At 40.6% G+C, this 18,475-nt stretch carries 14 protein-coding genes; all 14 read left to right on the plus strand.

Annotated features, from left to right (window positions below; genetic code table 11):
• Positions 1 to 221: 221 nt before the first annotated feature.
• The 14 genes from D0T66_RS00125 (at position 222) to D0T66_RS00190 (ending at position 18,460) form a co-directional block, all read left to right on the plus strand.
• Positions 222 to 2,387 carry an FISUMP domain-containing protein gene (locus tag D0T66_RS00125; protein ID WP_163355005.1) on the plus strand — a complete coding sequence of 722 codons (2,166 nt, stop codon included), beginning with the start codon at positions 222 to 224 and terminating at the stop codon, positions 2,385 to 2,387.
• Positions 2,388 to 2,498: 111 nt separating this feature from the next.
• Positions 2,499 to 3,293 (plus strand): thymidylate synthase, encoded by a 795-nt coding sequence (locus tag D0T66_RS00130; protein WP_163355006.1) that lies wholly within the window; start codon positions 2,499 to 2,501, stop codon positions 3,291 to 3,293.
• A 240-nt stretch (positions 3,294 to 3,533) separates the two neighbouring features.
• The gene (gene rplM, locus D0T66_RS00135) at positions 3,534 to 3,989 is read left to right on the plus strand and encodes a 50S ribosomal protein L13 (RefSeq protein WP_163355007.1); all 456 of its coding nucleotides are present in this window, start codon (positions 3,534 to 3,536) and stop codon (positions 3,987 to 3,989) included.
• A gap of 11 nt (positions 3,990 to 4,000) precedes the next feature.
• Entirely contained in the window at positions 4,001 to 4,387 is a 387-nt protein-coding gene (gene rpsI / locus D0T66_RS00140; protein ID WP_163355008.1) for a 30S ribosomal protein S9, read from the plus strand.
• 191 nt (positions 4,388 to 4,578) lie between these two features.
• Complete coding sequence (gene rpsB, locus D0T66_RS00145) at positions 4,579 to 5,439, plus strand: 30S ribosomal protein S2 (RefSeq protein WP_163355009.1); 861 nt, start codon at positions 4,579 to 4,581, stop codon at positions 5,437 to 5,439.
• 114 nt (positions 5,440 to 5,553) lie between these two features.
• A complete protein-coding gene (gene tsf, locus D0T66_RS00150) occupies positions 5,554 to 6,378 on the plus strand; it encodes a translation elongation factor Ts (protein ID WP_163355010.1) in 825 nt (274 codons plus the stop codon).
• A 96-nt stretch (positions 6,379 to 6,474) separates the two neighbouring features.
• Complete coding sequence (locus D0T66_RS00155) at positions 6,475 to 7,551, plus strand: hypothetical protein (protein WP_163355011.1); 1,077 nt, start codon at positions 6,475 to 6,477, stop codon at positions 7,549 to 7,551.
• A gap of 181 nt (positions 7,552 to 7,732) precedes the next feature.
• On the plus strand, positions 7,733 to 8,572 hold the full coding sequence (locus D0T66_RS00160; RefSeq protein WP_163355012.1) for a hypothetical protein: 840 nt from the start codon (positions 7,733 to 7,735) through the stop codon (positions 8,570 to 8,572).
• Between the two features lie 2 nt (positions 8,573 to 8,574).
• Positions 8,575 to 9,336, plus strand: coding sequence for a peroxide stress protein YaaA (gene yaaA, locus D0T66_RS00165; RefSeq protein ID WP_163355013.1), 762 nt, complete (start codon positions 8,575 to 8,577; stop codon positions 9,334 to 9,336).
• Between the two features lie 88 nt (positions 9,337 to 9,424).
• Positions 9,425 to 10,171 (plus strand): 2,3-diphosphoglycerate-dependent phosphoglycerate mutase, encoded by a 747-nt coding sequence (gpmA, locus tag D0T66_RS00170; RefSeq protein ID WP_163355014.1) that lies wholly within the window; start codon positions 9,425 to 9,427, stop codon positions 10,169 to 10,171.
• Between the two features lie 132 nt (positions 10,172 to 10,303).
• Complete coding sequence (locus tag D0T66_RS00175) at positions 10,304 to 11,359, plus strand: hypothetical protein (RefSeq protein WP_163355015.1); 1,056 nt, start codon at positions 10,304 to 10,306, stop codon at positions 11,357 to 11,359.
• A gap of 170 nt (positions 11,360 to 11,529) precedes the next feature.
• Positions 11,530 to 15,288 carry a tetratricopeptide repeat protein gene (locus tag D0T66_RS00180; protein ID WP_163355016.1) on the plus strand — a complete coding sequence of 1,253 codons (3,759 nt, stop codon included), beginning with the start codon at positions 11,530 to 11,532 and terminating at the stop codon, positions 15,286 to 15,288.
• Positions 15,289 to 15,424: 136 nt separating this feature from the next.
• On the plus strand, positions 15,425 to 17,278 hold the full coding sequence (locus tag D0T66_RS00185) for a DUF349 domain-containing protein (protein WP_163355017.1): 1,854 nt from the start codon (positions 15,425 to 15,427) through the stop codon (positions 17,276 to 17,278).
• Between the two features lie 81 nt (positions 17,279 to 17,359).
• Positions 17,360 to 18,460 (plus strand): Gfo/Idh/MocA family protein, encoded by a 1,101-nt coding sequence (locus D0T66_RS00190; RefSeq protein WP_163355018.1) that lies wholly within the window; start codon positions 17,360 to 17,362, stop codon positions 18,458 to 18,460.
• Positions 18,461 to 18,475: the final 15 nt, after the last annotated feature.

An 18,475-nucleotide genomic window follows, 5' to 3' on the forward strand; every position in this document is an offset into this window, starting at 1 on the left:
ATATCTCTGCTAAAAAATGATTTCACAGGAATTAGCAATATTTAGAGGGCAAGAGAATAGGTAGTAAAGTGCTTTAAAATATATGAATGAAATAGGATATAAAGAAACCCCTTCTTTGCTTATTACATGATTTTTTTTGTTAATTGATTAACATTAGAATATTATAATGTAGCTTCCGTGATATCTATTATTGGGATATAATCATTAAATTAGTTATAGTTATGATTAAACATAATGCCAAAAGATCAGTAAAACTATTGATAATATTAATTTGCATGTTGTCTGGTGTATCGATGGCAACAGCGCAAGTCACTATTGGCTCGAATAATGTTCCTAATGCGGGAGCATTACTGGATTTGAAGCAATATGCACCGACATCCGAAAATGCAACCGCAACAAAAGGTTTGATGCTGCCTCGCCTTAAACTGACCGACTTGGGTAATTTATATCCGATGTTTGAAGATCCGGGTGTCCCCGGAACTCCTAAACCTGAATATCAAGGCGCATTGAAAGCTCAAGAAGATCTGAAGCATGTAGGGTTACTTGTCTACAATCTGGATCAATGTCAAGGCTTGGGAGAAGGCGTTTATCTATGGACAGGTAACGAATGGTTCTTTCTGCAAGACAAAGATGCTTCCGGTATACCGGCGATATTAGTTAACGGAGAAGGCGACAAAAATAATCGGGATATTGTTGTTCATGTACCGAGTGGAGTTGATTTGCGGACTTTTAATACTCAACAAACATTGACCATTGGCTGGAAAACGGATGATCTGACAGCGTCGATCACTTCGGCAACTAATACGCTGAACGGAGGCTTGTCGTTTATTACTAATCCGCCAACCTCGTGGGTCGGGGCTATCCCTAATAATTCAACGAACTATACGTTCTCTATTGACGATATGAGCGCTTTGCCTGATATCACAGGATCCAACCCTTGGCAAAGCCGCGAAACAACCATAAAGGCAGCAACATCGGTAGATATTTGTGGAGCCAATGCAGATAGAACTATCATTCTGAATCAGACAAACTATGCACTAAGATTACAAGACGATAGCCTGGATTTTAATCTTGTAATAAAAACCCCAAATGGTTATAATCCTCTTTCCATGTCAGTAAAAAGTAATGCCACTTGGAAAGTAACCTATACCGAAGTAAATCCCGGTGTTTTGACCAATATAATCTACCCTGCGCAAAAAGGGAAGGAACTTATGGATGGTACAGTACTAAGTGGCACGATAACTCCTCAAAGAGCCAGTAATATAGAAAAGCTTAAATATAAGGTAGCCGGAACCATGTATTTCGAAGATAGTATTCCCGCACCCAACAATCGCTTCAAGCCAATTACCGTGTCAGTTGTGAAATGCCAGGGAGAACTTGATATGAGTTCTGTTACCACAACAGCGATTCCGGATGAGTCGAGTGCGAATAATTGGAACAATAAGGTAGTCCGTCATCAGGAAAAATTAAAAGCTCCGGGCGATACTATTTACCATGAATTCTATTCCGCCGATTTTGGGCCTGCCGGACGATGGATGGTGACGAATCTTGTTGCGCACAGCTATGATACGAACCAGCCCGATGTACCCATATTAGGCTATCTGGGAGACGGGGCTGCCAGCCGCGACACAAAGGTTTATGCATACCCGCGTTATAAAAAACTCTCTGGGAATGCGTGGGGAGACCTACCTGATGAGGTTGTTGCAGGAGCAGGCCGTCCTTGGTATTTGGAGGAAGGCTTATTATATAATTGGTTTACTGCGACTAATCGAATATTAGCACCAGATGCTATTGATGAAGGTCAGATCGACAACGGAGCGGATAATACTCCCGGAGCCAATGAGGTGGAAGGTAAATTTGAATCTTCTGCAGGGCTCAGGGATGGAACGGTACAAGGCATCTGTCCTAATGGCTGGCACATACCCAGCGATAGGGAGTGGAACCGGTTGGAAAAGGAAATGTATAACAATCCCGAGAAATATAGCATCTATAATGCTAAGCAAATCAGTAAATTCACTCCTTCTACGTGGCAGCAATCATTCGAAACAGAATCAGGAGTACGTAGAGGATCCTCGGCAAATACGTTTGGACATGCCGGAGTTATGCACTCGCTCTGTCCTCCGGATGATGTTGGCTTAGAGTGGATGAAAACGCATAAAGGATATAGTAAACCTCCATACGAAGGCGGTTTTAATATTATATCCATGGGTTATATCGAAACAGGAGATACTCCTAAATCTTACGCCTACTCTACCATGTTCTGGTCATCCAGTAAGACAACCGGATGGACGGCTTATACGCGGCAATTCGATAAGACGAAAGCGAATGTTGGCCGTATAAAAGATGGTTATTTCAGGTTGCTCCCGGTGCGTTGTGTGAAAGATTAATGTTTCTTTATTGACTCTAACAAGATAGTTAAGGTATAGGAAAACGGAACTCGCTACTATATTTTTACTACCTTTGTTTACGAAAACTTAATAAAGCATATAATCTCTCATATGAAACAATATCATGACCTGCTGAAACGGGTATTAGCCGAAGGAGTAGAAAAGAGCGACCGCACGGGAACAGGTACAATCAGTGTTTTCGGGCATCAGAGCCGCTATAACCTCGAAGACGGCTTCCCCTTGCTGACAACGAAGAAACTCCATCTAAAGTCAATCATCTATGAATTGCTTTGGTTTCTTGCGGGCGATACCAATGCTAAATATTTGCAGGAACATGGTGTTCGTATCTGGAACGAATGGGCTGATGAAAATGGAGACTTAGGTCATATATACGGCTATCAGTGGCGTTCGTGGCCCGATTACGAAGGAGGGCATATCGACCAGATAAGCGAAGTGGTGAATACGATAAAAAATAATCCCGATTCGCGCCGTATAATAGTTAACGCATGGAATGTAGGCGATATAAAGAATATGAACCTGCCGCCATGCCACGCATTTTTCCAGTTCTATGTGGCAAATGGCAAGTTGAGCCTGCAACTTTATCAGCGGAGTGCCGATATATTTCTCGGTGTACCATTTAATATTGCATCTTATGCCCTATTGCTGCAGATGATGGCACAGGTAACAGGCTTGAAACCGGGCGAATTTGTACATACATTGGGCGATGCGCATATATATACCAATCACCTCGAGCAGGTCGAACTGCAATTATCACGCGATTTCCGCTCTTTGCCGACAATGAAGATTAATCCGGATGTAAAAAGTATATTCGACTTTCAATACGAAGACTTCACACTCGAAGGCTATGATCCGCATCCGCATATCAAAGGAGTGGTGGCTGTATAAGGCTGATAACATATCAAAAAAAAATCTGATAAGGCTCATTCTTTTGAAGGAGCCTTATTTTTTATATCTAAATTTTTGCTAATTCGCTGAAATATTGTAATTTTGCAAGCCGATTATTACGATTAAAAACGTAAAAAGTTGACAAACAGATTCTTACCACTTGTCTTATCCTTAGTTCGACAAGTATCAGGGAAAAGTGAGTCAATAAGTCATTAAACCAAATTAAAAACATTAAAGAAAGTGGATACTTTAAGTTATAAGACCATTTCAGCTAACAAAGCAACCGTGAACAAAGAGTGGGTTGTTGTTGACGCTACAGGACAACATCTCGGACGTCTTGCTTCTAAAGTTGCCAAACTTCTACGCGGAAAGTACAAACCAAACTTCACTCCGCACGTAGATTGTGGCGACAACGTGATTATTATCAATGCCGATAAAGTTGAACTTACAGGTAAAAAATGGACTGACCGTGTATATTTTTCACACACAGGCTATCCTGGAGGACAACGCGAAATTACACCTGCCAAGTTAAAAGAAAAAGGTGTAGACCGCTTGGTGTTGAAGGTTGTAAAAGGTATGTTGCCTAAGAACCGTCTTGGTGCAGCTCTTCTCAAAAATCTTCGTGTATACGGAGGTGCAGAGCATGATCACGAAGCTCAGAATCCAAAAGTATTAGATATTAACGCTCTTAAATAAAATAAATATTAATGGATGTAGTAAATGCAATAGGAAGACGTAAAGCCGCTGTGGCTCGCGTTTTCGTTAGCGAAGGAACCGGAAAAATCATCATCAACAAACGTGAGTTGGATAACTATTTCCCTTCATCTATTCTTCAGTATGTTGTAAAGCAACCACTCAATACATTGAGTGTAAGCGAAAAATACGACATCAAAATCAACCTTAACGGTGGTGGATACAAAGGACAAGCCGAAGCTGCCCGTCTTGGTATCGCCCGTGCATTGGTTAAGATTAATGCAGAAGACAAACCTGCATTGAAAGCTGAAGGATTTATGACGCGTGACCCTCGTATCGTTGAGCGTAAAAAACCGGGACAACCTAAAGCGCGCAAAAGATTTCAATTCTCAAAACGTTAATTTGGATATTTTTTCCAATCGGCTATATCCGGCACAAGTTGCTTAAAGTGGCAGATTTGGTACAAAATAATGATGAATCGGTTCATCTCAAAATTTACGTTTAGTATCTAAATCGTTAGGACTCCGGTGAAACGGGCTACCTGATGGTTCGAACAAAAGAAAAAGAAAGTAAACGAATTAAAAATCAAAAAATGGCTCAAAAATTAGAATTTGATCAGTTACTCGAAGCAGGTGTACACTTCGGTCACCTCAAGAGAAAATGGAATCCGGCTATGGCTCCGTATATTTTTATGGAACGTAACGGTATTCACATTATCGACCTTTATAAAACAATCGCTAAAGCAGAAGAAGCTGCTGCAGCATTGAAACAAATAGCTAAATCGGGACGTAAAGTAATGTTTGTGGCTACAAAGAAACAAGCAAAACAAATCGTTGCCGATTTATCACAATCGGTTAACATGCCATACGTGGCAGAACGTTGGCCGGGTGGTATGTTGACCAACTTCCCTACAATCCGCAAAGCGGTGAAGAAGATGGCAACTATCGACAAAATGAAAAAAGACGGAACTTTTGATACTCTTTCTAAAAGAGAGAAACTTCAAATCGACCGTCAGCGTGCAAAATTGGAAAAGAACTTAGGTTCTGTACAAGATATGACACGCCTTCCATCTGCATTGTTCATTATCGACGTGATGAAAGAACATATCGCAGTGAAAGAAGCTAAACGCTTGGGTATACCTGTATTCGGAATGGTAGATACAAACTCTGACCCTTCTGATATCGATTTCGTAATCCCGGCAAATGACGATGCAGGAAAATCTATCGAAGTAATTCTCGGATACCTTTGCGATTCTATCAAAGAAGGTCTTGAAGAAAGAAAAGTAGAAAAAGCTGACTCTGCTGCTGCCGAAGCTCAGGAAGAAGGAGAAGATGCTCCTAAGAGAGAGCGCAAGACAAGAGCAGGCGCTAAGAAAGTTGTTATAGCAAAAGAAGAGCAAGATGCAATCAATGCTGCTGTAGCAAGCAAATTCGCCAAAGAAGACGAAGAATAACAAAGGATAATAAGCTAAGGGTTAGCTGCTATGGATTCGTCTGTGGAGTTAATTCTTAGCTTTTTCTTTTTTCGGACAGAGAATAATTATAAATCAAAAATAAAAGGAGAAAAGATGGCAGTAACAATGGCTGATATCCAGAACTTGCGCAAGAGAACAGGTGCAGGTATGATGGATTGCAAAAACGCTTTGAATGAAGCTGAAGGAGATTTTGAAAAAGCAATCGAGATAATACGTAAAAAAGGACAGGCTTTTGCCGCTAAACGTGGCGACCGTGAAGCATCGGAAGGTTGTGTTTTGTCTGGTGTAAATGGTGACTTTGCAGCGCTTATCGCATTGAAATGTGAAACAGACTTCGTTGCAATGAATGCTGATTTTGTTAATCTGGCTAAAACTATTCTGAATGCAGCATTGGCAAATAAACCTGCCGATTTGGATGCATTGAACGCTTTGCAAGTGGACGGCCGTTCTATTGCTGACCTTGTAACAGACAGAATGGGTGTTACCGGTGAGAAAATGGAAATCGGTGTTTATGAGACAGTTAAAGCGCCAAGTGTAGTGTCGTACATTCACCCGGGTAACCGTTTGGCTACTATCGTTGGCTTCAACAAAGCTAATGTTGACGAGCAAGTTGCCAAAGATGTAGCGATGCAAGTTGCAGCGATGAATCCGGTAGCGCTTGTAGCTGAAGAAGTTTCGGAAGAAATCAAACAACGTGAGTTAAATCTCGCAAAAGAAAAAGCACGCGAAGCAGGAAAACCTGAAAATCTTTTAGACAAAATTGCTGAAGGAGCGTTGACTAAATTCTACAAAGAATTTACATTGCTTCAACAGGATTTCGTTAAAAACCCAAAACAATCGGTAGCTCAATATCTTGCATCTGCAGATAAAGAATTGGCTGTTGTAGCATTCAAACGCTATACATTGAACGCGGAATAAAATAGAAGAACAATAAATTAAACATTGTTAAGAAAGTATATTATCTTTGTATACTCTTAACAATGTTTTTTTATAATAATGAAATCTTACACAAATATGAAAAGTAAATTATTCTATCTACTACTAATTATAGCTTTTGCTTTTGTTTCATGTAGCTCAGACAGAGATGAACTAGACTATGAACCCGAAGTTGAAATTGGTGAGGGAGCGGAGAGCGAAGAAGAAAATACAGACGACAACGAAGATGCCGAAGGTGAGGAAACCGAGGAGACTGAAGAACCTGAAGAAACCGAAGAAAATGAGGAATCTAAAGATGATGATAAAAATGGATTCGGAAATGATTCGGTCTATAATGTACAATTCAATATTTCGAATCTACCGAGTTCGACTAAAAACTCATCCATAATAGGAGAATATTATAAACGCTATATACTTCAATATGTATTGTATAAAGAGAATGGGGACACCTTATTCGCACATGTTTCAGGGCAAGAAGTTGTTCCAGCAAATTTAGAGATTAAAAGAAAAATAACTCCCGGAAGATATACATTTGCCGTAGGCTTTACAAATCAATATCTAAGGACTTCTCGAATCTGGACGATTTCGAATTTGGAAACGGACTATTGTTATGGGCATGCGTTGACTATGGGAGGAGGAAATGTCAATCAGATATATTTCGAATCAGTTGTTATAGATGTGGATAATGATGATGAATCTCTACAGGTTTTTGATTTGAGATTACAACAGATGGGAGAGTTAATGTCCTCAATTAGATTGGATATAACAAACCTCGACTCATATAATTATCCTCAGCCCTCCACATCCGAAAATCATTTATTAGTTGGTTATAGGATCACAACAGCACATAGTGAGTTTGGCATTAAAAGTAAAGATGTTCTTAAAAAAGAAAGAACATTGCTTTCATCGCCGGGGACATCCACAACAATATCCGTTCAGCGATTAATGGATAATGGAGGAGTATGGGATTTACCTCAGATCTATGGAACGACTGACGCTAAAATTGAGTTAATCTTCATAGAGCATGGCCCTTATGTCGCGGGTGCAATAGTGAGAGCAGAAACAATATATGAAGGTGTAATAGAGAAAAATAAGAGACTTGCTTTTACAGGAAATTTGGGACAAGCTACGAATTTCACAAAAAGAGAATGGTAATTATTCGATAAAGATTACATATAAGTCATCAATATTCATTGATGACTTTTTTTATCTTATCTTTGCGAAGTACTCACATTTATTACAAACCATGCAACTATTAGCGATTACCTCTTTCGGCTGGGGATTTATACTGGGTATTCTTCTTAGTATTTTTCTTGCTTTCAAAATCCGAAAGCGGATGAATTTGACTGGCTGCTTCTCAATTGGTTATATATCTCTGTTGATTTTTTTCCTTTTTGTCTTCACATTTTCCTTACTCGCCGGATTGTCGAGCATAATAGTCGATATTGTATCCATCAGACAGGGAGAGCAATATGCTGCTAAAGTATTAGAATATAGAGAGGTACGAAGCGAAGATAGTGAAGGAAATGTCTCGGTCGATTATCGCCCGAAACTCCTTTTCGAAACAAACGAAGGAACACAGATAATTTCGGAAGCAGATTTTACAGTGGGTAATCCTCAAGAGGACGTCGAATACGAGATTTATTATTATGATAAGACAGGAAGAATATTGCAGGCAGATACTTCTATTTTAGTCAAATTGGCTGTTTGCCTTTTCTTTGCTTTTATATTTCTTGTAGCATTCGTAGGGGTAATAAATTATGCTTTTGGGCGCAGAATGGATAATTATTGGGCATTTGTACAAAAAATAGGAATGTCCGTTTTGTTGCCTCTTATTATGATTGCTTTTGATGCACTCTTGGTCTATGCGGCATTTTTTACGCCTCAATCGCCGGTGATAATCGGGGTAATTCTCTTTTTCATTCTGATATTGACTTTAGCAATTATGGGTTATATGAAGATGCTCTTGAAGAAGGGCTTACCCAAATGGAAGCAAAAGACTGCGACTTCGTGGTCGGCCGACTGGGATGAGGATGATGAGCCGGACGAAGATGATGAAGAGTACGATTGGGACGACGACGACGAAGATGATGATATTGATGAAGATGGTGAACAAGTAGAGCCCGAAAGTGGTTATGATAGAGGAGAAGAGAATAACTACAACAAAAGCTATTAATTATGATAATAACACTTTCGCCAGCTAAATTGCTCGATTTTAAGACGCCCGTTCCGACTAAGAAGCATACAAACCCGTTGTATGAAAAAGAGGCCGATTCGTTGTATCACTCTTTACAGGGAGCCTCGGCGCAAGAGATTGGTAAATTGATGAATATTAATCCACAACTGGCTTATCAGGTATACGAATATGTACAGGCGTTCCCGCTCAGCCGTACCCCGAAGCGTCAGGCAGTGTATGCATATAACGGTATAGCTTATAAAGGGTTAGATGCCCATACATTGAGCGAAAAAGACTTGGATTTTGCACAAAAGCATCTCGTTCACATTTCGGGGTTGTACGGAGTGCTTCGTCCGTTGGATTTAATAAAACCTTACCGTTTAGAAATGCAGATACCGTTGGTTAATGATAAAGGGAAAAATCTCTACGATTTCTGGACGGAGACTGTAAGTCGTTATATGGCAGACCAGATGCGGGCAGATGATAATATCTGGGTAAATCTGGCCTCGAAAGAGTATAGTAAGGCAGTGAATAAGAAGTTGTTGCCTAAAGGTGCGCAGATTATTACCCCTGTCTTTAAACAAGATACAGCCAAAGGCCCTAAGCAAATTGTCGTTTATGCTAAAAAAGCCCGTGGAATGATGACGCGCTTTATCATCCAGAATAGAATAACCAATATCGAAGACCTTAAAGGTTTTGATATGGAAGGCTATTCTTTTTCGCCGAAATTATCGAAGGGCAACGAGTGGGTATTTATCAGATAAAAATACCTAACTGATTACTCATAACTTGTAACAATTTGCTACCTTTGTGTCACCGAAAAATATCTTAAAAACTAAATTATAACATCGAATGAAAAGAGTAGTATTAATACGTCACGGAGAAAGCGTTTGGAACAAAGAAAACCGCTTCACCGGATGGACAAACGTAGACCTTTCGGAACAAGGGGTACAGGAAGCTGTTAAAGCAGGTCAATTATTGAAGAAAGAAGGATATAACTTCACGTTGGCTTATACATCTTACCTGAAACGTGCAATCAAAACGTTGAACAATATCCTCGACCAAATGGATTTGGACTGGATTCCTGTTGAAAAAACATGGCGCTTGAACGAGAAGCATTATGGTATGCTTCAAGGATTGAACAAAGCTGAAACGGCTGAAAAATACGGCGACGAGCAAGTTCTCGTATGGCGTCGTAGCTACGATGTTCCGCCTGCTCCGCTCGAACCTACCGATCCGCGTTCGGCATCACAAGATCCTCGCTATGCAGATGTTCCTAAGACATATATCCCTGAAACAGAAGCGTTGAAGCAAACGGTAGAGCGTATCCTTCCATATTGGGAAGATAGCATTTACCCGTCGTTGATGCACCACGACGATATTATCGTTGCAGCTCACGGAAACAGTTTGCGTGGTATCATCAAATACTTGAAAGGTATTTCGGACGAAGATATCGTAAGCTTGAACTTGCCGACAGCAGTTCCTTATGTGTTCGAATTCGATGATGATTTGAACTTCGTAAAAGACTATTTCTTAGGCGATCCTGAAGAAATCAAGAAATTGATGGATGCAGTAGCGAATCAAGGAAAGAAAAAGTAAGACAAATATTCTTACAAAATATAGGCGGAAGCTGTTCCATATTTGGAGCAGCTTTTGTTTTTTTAACCTTTTATTTAACAATAGACTATTTTTCCCTTCGTTTGAAAAGAATCACTATCAAAATTAAACTACATGAGTAAGCTATCTTTATTGTTCTTGTTTCTTCTTATGAATATTTCAGTCTTAGCACAAGATATTGTTTGCACTGTTTATAACATTGATGATACACCTTTAAGTAAAGTACAAGCTAAGAATCTCAAAACTGGTCGAATATGTTATTCGGATAAAGATGGAGTAGTAAAAATAGAAGGAAATAGGACGGACACCATATCCTTTATGTTGAATGGTTATTCCCCCACAGAACTTACGATAACCAATATTTTGCACTCTCAGAATAAAATCTATTTGTTTCCGCAAATGCAATTGATGTTGTCGGAAGTAACTGTGACGCCGATAGATATATATGCAATATATGAAACGGCCGCTGCGAATCTGAAAAGAAGGCTTATCAAGAATAAGGAGCAAGCTTATAAATGCGTCGGAATAGAAAAAGAAGTAAATCTCGGAAGCATGCGAAGTACAGAATTTCTCTTTACTGCTAATCTGAAAAAAGCAAACCCTAAAAGAGCAACGTTAAATTATACTTATTTGTTGGCGCAACTAAAGAATTTTTCTGATGCAGAAAATAGTAATATAATGCAAGGTAATAATCTCTGGATTTCTTTATTTCTTGAATATATACCAAAGAATTTTACTAAATCCGAAAAAAATTCCTTTCATATTTCCGATTCTACTATTGTAATTTATAATAAGAGCCATGATTCTGGGATTGTTTCCTATACTATTAATAGAGAAGATACTACACTGGTAGGCATGAGTCATGAGTTGATTACTCCTAAGGAAAAATATACGCGAAGGAGAACATTTAAAGCAAAGAATCTTTATCGTTTAATAACTATTCAATATGCGAAAAATAATGATGGTTATTATTTAAATAGCTTGAATGAAATACATGATATCTCCTTTTTATTGGGGAAACCTCAGAGAGAAGAACGTTTGAGATGTACTTATAAGATAGAAGCCATTGATACAGTGATTAATGCCGATTTAAAATTTAAGCCCGATACCAAGAAACTTTACAAGATGGCAGATTATGATTCGGCAACATCTAATGATAACAGCGATTAATTTCCACTTCTTTACTATACATATAAACTCTTCTCCAACAATCCGCATATCAAAGCAATAAATTGCCTATTTTTGTGTTTAAATAAAGGATAAACCAAACGGCTGAAATATCCGTGTTGATACGAAATAGAAAGCTATATATACTAAGCATTCTGTTGCTTTTTCTGTTTATGTCGTGTTCTAACAAGAAGAATACGGCCGTATCGCGTGCATACCATTCGCTGAATACCCGTTACAACATCTATTTCAATGCCAACGAGGCATACAAAGAAGCCTTGCAGCAAAAAATGGAGACGCAGGAAGATAACCTTTCCGAGCAGATTTATATCTATCCCTACGATCCTGATGCAATGGATAAGATATTGAGCGATTCTCTTGGAAGCAGTTTCGCTTCTTCCTCCGAGCAACAAAATGAAAAAGGAGGAGGCTTGTTGTCAAGTGTTTCTTCTTCCTTGTTCGAAGGGGGGCAAAAATCTTCCGGCTCATCCTCTTATAATACTTCCTCATCCGGTGGAGGAGGGAGTTTTACCACAACAATAGATAAAGCCACTAAAGCTATCAAGCTGCATTCTATCACCACCAAGCCACGGCGCGAGCGCTCGAAAATGAAAAACGAGGAATATCGCGCATGGGTTCAGCAAAAGGAATTTAACCCTTTTATGAAGAATGTCTGGCTACTTCTGGGTAAAGCCGAATTACAAAACGGCAACTACCTGCGTGCCATATCCACGTTTATGTACACCCGCAAAATATATCCCGAGAATATCGAAATGCAGGCCGAATGCCAGTTATGGATTGCTTGTGCCTATACCGAAATGGGATGGATGTACGAGGCTGGCGACGTATTGACAAAATTGGATAAATCAGGCGAAATCCCGGAGAGCTTGAGAGGCTTATATTCGTCTGTATATGCCAACTATCTGATGCGGGGTGACGATTACGAGAAAGCGATACCGCATTTGCAATTGGCTATAAAAAAGGAAAAGAACAGTTATCAGAAGCTCCGCATGAAATATATGCTGGGGCAATTGTACGAAAAGACAGGGGATACAGCAAATGCTTACAAAGCTTACGGAGCCGTTCAAGGATTGAATACACCTCACAAATTCGGTATAAATGCCCGTTTGAGCCAATTGGCGATTGATAATACCCGCCCGGTGAAGAAAGTCATTTCCGATTTGGAAAAGATGACAAAGACATCCAAGAATGAGAATTATCTCGACCGCATCTATTATACACTCGGAAATGTATATCTGCAACAGCAAGATACAGTCAATGCGGTAGCCAATTACCATCTGGCGATAAAAGAAAGCAAATCGTCGGGCTATGATAAAACGCTGGCTCAAATCAGGTTAGGAGACTTATATTTCGATTTGCGGAAATTTGTTCCTGCACAACCTTTTTACTCCGGAGCATTGAGCGGACTGAAAAAGACTGACAAAGATTATCCGCGTGTGTCGAAGCGTTCGGCTGTTTTAGACGAATTAGTGATACATGTCAAAACCGTTCACGAGCAAGATAGCTTGCAACATCTGGCATCGTTGCCCGAGGCCGAGCGAATGCAGATAATAGAAGACAAGATAGCCCAAATCAAGAAGGAAGAAGAGGAAAAGAAGAAAGAAGAAGAACGCGAACAGCGGATGGAGGAACGTGAGCAGCAAATATCCTCGTGGGATGATTTCGACCGTGTAATGTTCGAAGAGCAGCAAAGTGCCACCCAAAAGGCGCCGAACCTGACGCAGCAACAGAGTGCGAATACTTCTAATTTCTATTTCTATAATCCGCAAACGGTAGAGCAAGGTAAGGCTGCCTTCAAAAAACAATGGGGAACGCGCAAGCTGGAAGACAACTGGCGCCGACGGAATAAGGAAACATCGGGATTCGACGATATGTACGCCAATACTGAACCCGAACAGCCCGAAGGGCAGGAGGGAGCTATCGTAGATCCTACTTTGCAGCCGGATAATACTCAACAGGCAACGGCGGGCAGCGGCGCGGAAGAGCAGGATATTTATAACCCTCAATACTATTTGCAGCAATTACCTTTTACCGAAGAAGCGATTACGCAATCGAATGAGCTGATAGAGAACGGCTTATTTCAGATGGGAGGAATCTATAAAACTAAGCTCGAAGATGCAGAACTGGCTATAGATGCTTACGAAACCGATTTAAGGCGTTTCCCGTCTACACCGAATGCCGAGGAGATATACTATCAGTTGTTCCTTATCTATATGCAGCTGGATAACAGGCAAATGATGGCCTATTACAGGGACAAATTGTTATCGGAGTATGCTGGTAAGAACTATGCTATAGCCCTTTCGGATCCCAATTACGAATGGAATCTGAAACATATGCATTCGTTGCAGGATTCGCTGTATAATGCTACTTATGAGGCATATCTCGATAGTGATATACAAACTGTGCGGGGCAATTACGAATCATTGCAATCGAAATACCCGTTTGCGAACCTGATGCCTAAGTTTATGTTCCTCAATGCATTGACATACGCACAGACAAAAGATGCAGGAGGACTAAAAACGAATCTCGAAAAATTAGTTGCCGATTATCCCGATGCCGATGTTACCCCAATGGCACAGGGAATACTGGATAATATCCGCGACGGACGGGTATTACTATCCGACGGAACGCCTATTCGCGGAATGAAATGGGATATCCCTTACGAGGGCGAAGATGGTGAAGGAATAGTCGATATTAATCAGGTGCAGTTTGCCGATAATCTGGAAGTACCTTATATGCTCCTTTTGTTCTACCGTGCAAACTCGATAGATCGTAACGAACTGTTGTATCAGGTTGCCGACTATAATTTCTCGAATTATATAGTGCAGACTTTCGATTTGAATTTCGAGCAAGATCTGCCGCTCGAGATGCTGCAAATAAAAGGTTTCGAACAGTATGCCAATGTCCGTTCATACATCAATAAGGCCTTCCTGCCCGAAGGTTTGGCACATAAATTAGATCCGTCTATTCTGATGGTTCCCGTTTCGGAAGAAAACTCCCGTTTGCTTCTTCGCAAGGGCATAGACGAATATATTACATTCTACAAAGACGCCTTTGTTAACCAGACGCCGCAGTTGGTTGCTTATTGGGCGGGAGAAAACTCTCTTGTAGATGCCTATACGGATGAAGACTTATTGGCAGATATACCGGTTACGGACGATAAAAAAGATTTGACGAGTGCCACTCCGGATAAAAAGCCGGAAACGACTGAGCCTATCCGTCAGCCGGAACGCGAAGTTGTTCCGCGCGAAGATATTCGAAGTAATGTAGAAAAACAGCAGCAAGAGCGTCCTGTTCAAAACGGACAAACTCCTGTGAGCGGACAAGACGGGCAATACAATACCGAGATAAAGGCAAGCGATATCATGTCGAAAGATCAGATAGATCTTATTTCATCGGCAAGTGATATTGCCGAAAATCCTGTGGATGGATTGAAAGGCTTATTCTCTAAGTATAAGGATAATAAAAAGCTCACCAAGGAAGAGAAAGAAGAATTGAAAGAAGAACGCCGCTTACAAAAAGAACGAGAGAAAGAACTGAAAGCGATAGAAAAAGCCCGTCAGGATTCTATACAACATGTGGAGAAAGCAGTGCAGGATTCCATCAAGCAAGTGGAAAGAGCAAAAATAGAAGAGCAAAAACGCATAGAGGAAGAAAAAGCACGCATAGAACGTGAAAAGATAGAAGCCCAGAAAGCGAAAGAGCGTGAACGCGAACAAGCGCGTCAGCAGAAAGAAACCGAGCGGAAAGAGAAAGCTCGTCAGCAGGAAGAACGCCGTAAAAATCAGGACAAAGAGAGAGAAGAACGTCGTAAAGCTCAAGTGAAAGCACAGGAAGAAAAACGAAAGGCGCAGGAGAAAGCCCGAAAAGAGAAAGAAAAGGAAGCCAAAGAGCGGCGGAAAAGAAAATAATATTTTTATAGCTGATTATGTGCTGATTGACTTAGAAATGGTGAAAAATAGGTCAATTATTGCTCCTATACAAAAAAAAATCATTAATTTGCACTTGGAATTAATAACCTTATATACCAAATTAATTGAACCTAAGATGAATCAGAGCCTGGATCCTATGATAAACAAGGAAGAAACCACTGAAAAAGAGTTGAACGAGCAAGCCGAAATCGTTTCGAGTGAAGAAACCTCTGCCGCACCTGCTACAGAGGAAGAACAAACCCTCCCGCCAATGGATAAGGAGGCAATTCTGGAGAAATTGAAAGATTTCACCGTGCCTGATGCTGCTGTCCCTTCCCGGGCGGAAGTAGAAGCGCTGAAACAGGCATTTTATCGTATTCGCTCCAAAGAAACAGAAGAAGAAAAAGCTAAATATATAGCTGATGGAAACGAAGAGGAATCTTTCACTCCGTCAGCAGATCCCAAGGATGATGTGTTAAAAACCTATCTGGGAGAAATAAAGGCTAAACGTGCCCGCCAAATGGCAGAGGAAGAAAGCCAGAAAGAAGAAAACTATCAGAAGAAACTCGCTGTAATAGAGGCTATAAAAGCGCTCACCGAAAGTACCGACGATTTCAATAAACTCTACAAAGGGTTTAAGGATTTGCAACAGCAATGGAATGATATCAAACAGGTTCCGGCATCGAAGGAAAAAGACTTATGGCGCGACTACCAACGTTATACCGAAGTTTTCTATGATCTGATCAAGATAAATAACGAGTTTCGTGATTACGATTTCAAGAAAAATCTGGAGTTGAAGATAGCTATTTGCGAGGCGACAGAGAAGCTCGATGAGGAAACCGATATTGTATCGGCTTTCCATCAATTGCAGAATTTCCATCAGCAGTGGCGCGAGATAGGTCCTGTGGCGAAGGAATTGCGCGAGGAACTTTGGGAGCGTTTCAAGACGGCATCTACTGCTATCAACAAGAAATATCAGACACACTTCGAATCATTGAAAGGTAAAGAAGAAGAGAATCTGGAGAAGAAACGTGCTATTTGCGAAACGTTGAGTGCTATCGATTACTCTGCGCTTACCTCTATGAAGCTTTGGGATGAAAAGAGCAAGGAAGTGATTGCCCTTCAGGCGGAATGGAAAACAATCGGTTTTGTACCGAAGAAATATAATACGCAGATATTTGAGGAGTTCAGAAGTTTCTGTGATAAGTTCTTCGAAAAGAAAAGCGAATTTTTCAAGGGCGTGAAAGAAGATATGGACGTCAACCTGGAGAAGAAACGCGCTCTTTGCGAACGGGCAAACCAATTGAAAGATAGTACCGATTGGAAGAAAACAACGGATGAGATGATTGCTATCCAAAAAGAATGGAAAACAATCGGTCCTGTACCGCGGAAATATTCCGACACAATTTGGAAAGAGTTCGTAACGGCCTGTGATTATTTCTTCGAGCAGAAGAAGAAAAATACATCGTCGCAAAAGGATGAGGAAGAAGCTAATCTGAAAGCTAAGAAAGAAATAATAGAGAAGGTAAAAGCTATCGATACAGCTTTGTCTGCTGACGAAGTTATTGCCGAAATTCGTAAATATACGGACGAATGGCATACTATCGGTTTCGTTCCATTCAAGGAGAAAGATAAAATATATAAGCAATTCCACGAGGCTGTCGATGCACATTACGACCGCTTGAAAGTGGATAAGACGGAACGCCGTTTGGATGCTTTCAAATCTAATCTCGAAGGGATTGCGAAAGGGGAAGGTGGTAACAGACGATTGCTCCTTCGCGAAAGAGATCGCTTATTGCATACATATAATAAGCTGAAATCTGACCTCCAGACCTATGAGAATAATATGAACTTCCTTTCTTTATCGTCTAAAGGCGCAAGTACTTTACTCAAAGATGTAAACATCAAGATAAAGAGTTTGCGGGATGAAATGGAATTGATAGCGAAAAAGGTAGAAGCTATCGACAAAAGTCTTGATAGTGAAGAATAAAAGTATTTGATAATTATATTATAGAGGAAGCATTAATTGGAAGATATTAATGCTTCTTCTGTTTGAAAACGAAGGAATCGCATGAATAAGAATCGTATTTTTTTATTATTGATATTACTGGTGTCATTAGTAATGAGCCTTTCGGCACAAAAACAATCCGAACCTTTGCGGTTGGCTGTTGCGGGAGTATCGCACGGGCATATCTGGGAAGTTGTCAGCCGTATAGATCGCGGCGATTTCACTGTTGTAGGGGTTTATGAGCAAGATGATTTCTTGAGGAAGAATAACGGATTAGTTGACAAAGTAGCCAACAGCAAATTCTATGGAGATTTATCCCGGATGCTGGACGAAACGAAGCCCGAAGTTGTTGTGGCATACGGTTCGATATACGATCACTTGTCGGTTGTTGAGGCTTGCGCGCCAAGGGGTATCCATGTGATGGTAGAGAAACCTTTAGCCGTAAACAAAGAACATGCGACAAGGATTACCGAATTAGCCCGTAAGCATAATATTAAAGTTCTGACTAATTACGAAACAACATGGTATTCGACCAATCATGAGGCATATAGAATGATAAAGGAGCAAGGCCGGATTGGCGAAATAACGCGCATCAACATTTATGACGGTCACGAAGGCCCTATCGAAATCGGTTGCGGAAAGGAGTTTACAGACTGGTTGACAGATCCTGTCCTCAATGGCGGTGGTGCGGTGATTGACTTCGGATGTTACGGTGCCAATCTGGCTACATGGCTTTTTGACGGAGAAAAACCATTGAGTGTTTATGCCGTACTAAAAACTCAGAAGCCGGATATATATCCCAAAGTGGATGATGATGCGACTATCATGCTTGAATATCCAAAAGCGACAGTCGAAATTATGGCTTCGTGGAACTGGCCGATGAGCCGTAAAGATATGCATATATATGGTAGCAAAGGCTATATTTGTCAGGACACACCTACCGCAATGCGGGTAGGGAAGGGGAATAAAGTTGATAAGCTGGAACCTGCACCGTTGGCATATCCTTATAATGATTCATTCTACTATTTGAAGGCTGTTGTCAGAGGTGATATTCCTCTTGAAAAGACCGATTTATCCTCGATTGACAATAACCTGATTGTAGTAGAGATATTGCAAGCGGCCATCGAAAGTGCACGTACCGGCTGTGCTGTCAAATTGCAATAAACAGTATTACATAGT

Source organism: Dysgonomonas sp. 25 (assembly GCF_010501075.1).
GTDB lineage: Bacteria > Bacteroidota > Bacteroidia > Bacteroidales > Dysgonomonadaceae > Dysgonomonas.

Excerpts from the sequence above, each read along its gene's own strand:
- D0T66_RS00190 (WP_163355018.1), top strand. The coding sequence starts at position 17,360 with ATGAATAAGAATCGTATTTTTTTATTATTGATATTACTGGTGTCATTA.
- tsf (WP_163355010.1), top strand. The coding sequence starts at position 5,554 with ATGGCAGTAACAATGGCTGATATCCAGAACTTGCGCAAGAGAACAGGT.
- D0T66_RS00160 (WP_163355012.1), top strand. The coding sequence starts at position 7,733 with ATGAATTTGACTGGCTGCTTCTCAATTGGTTATATATCTCTGTTGATT.
- D0T66_RS00125 (WP_163355005.1), top strand. The coding sequence starts at position 222 with ATGATTAAACATAATGCCAAAAGATCAGTAAAACTATTGATAATATTA.
- yaaA (WP_163355013.1), top strand. The coding sequence starts at position 8,575 with ATGATAATAACACTTTCGCCAGCTAAATTGCTCGATTTTAAGACGCCC.
- D0T66_RS00185 (WP_163355017.1), top strand. The coding sequence starts at position 15,425 with ATGAATCAGAGCCTGGATCCTATGATAAACAAGGAAGAAACCACTGAA.
- D0T66_RS00175 (WP_163355015.1), top strand. The coding sequence starts at position 10,304 with ATGAGTAAGCTATCTTTATTGTTCTTGTTTCTTCTTATGAATATTTCA.
- gpmA (WP_163355014.1), top strand. The coding sequence starts at position 9,425 with ATGAAAAGAGTAGTATTAATACGTCACGGAGAAAGCGTTTGGAACAAA.
- D0T66_RS00180 (WP_163355016.1), top strand. The coding sequence starts at position 11,530 with ATGTCGTGTTCTAACAAGAAGAATACGGCCGTATCGCGTGCATACCAT.
- D0T66_RS00155 (WP_163355011.1), top strand. The coding sequence starts at position 6,475 with ATGAAAAGTAAATTATTCTATCTACTACTAATTATAGCTTTTGCTTTT.
- D0T66_RS00130 (WP_163355006.1), top strand. The coding sequence starts at position 2,499 with ATGAAACAATATCATGACCTGCTGAAACGGGTATTAGCCGAAGGAGTA.
- rpsI (WP_163355008.1), top strand. The coding sequence starts at position 4,001 with ATGGATGTAGTAAATGCAATAGGAAGACGTAAAGCCGCTGTGGCTCGC.
- rpsB (WP_163355009.1), top strand. The coding sequence starts at position 4,579 with ATGGCTCAAAAATTAGAATTTGATCAGTTACTCGAAGCAGGTGTACAC.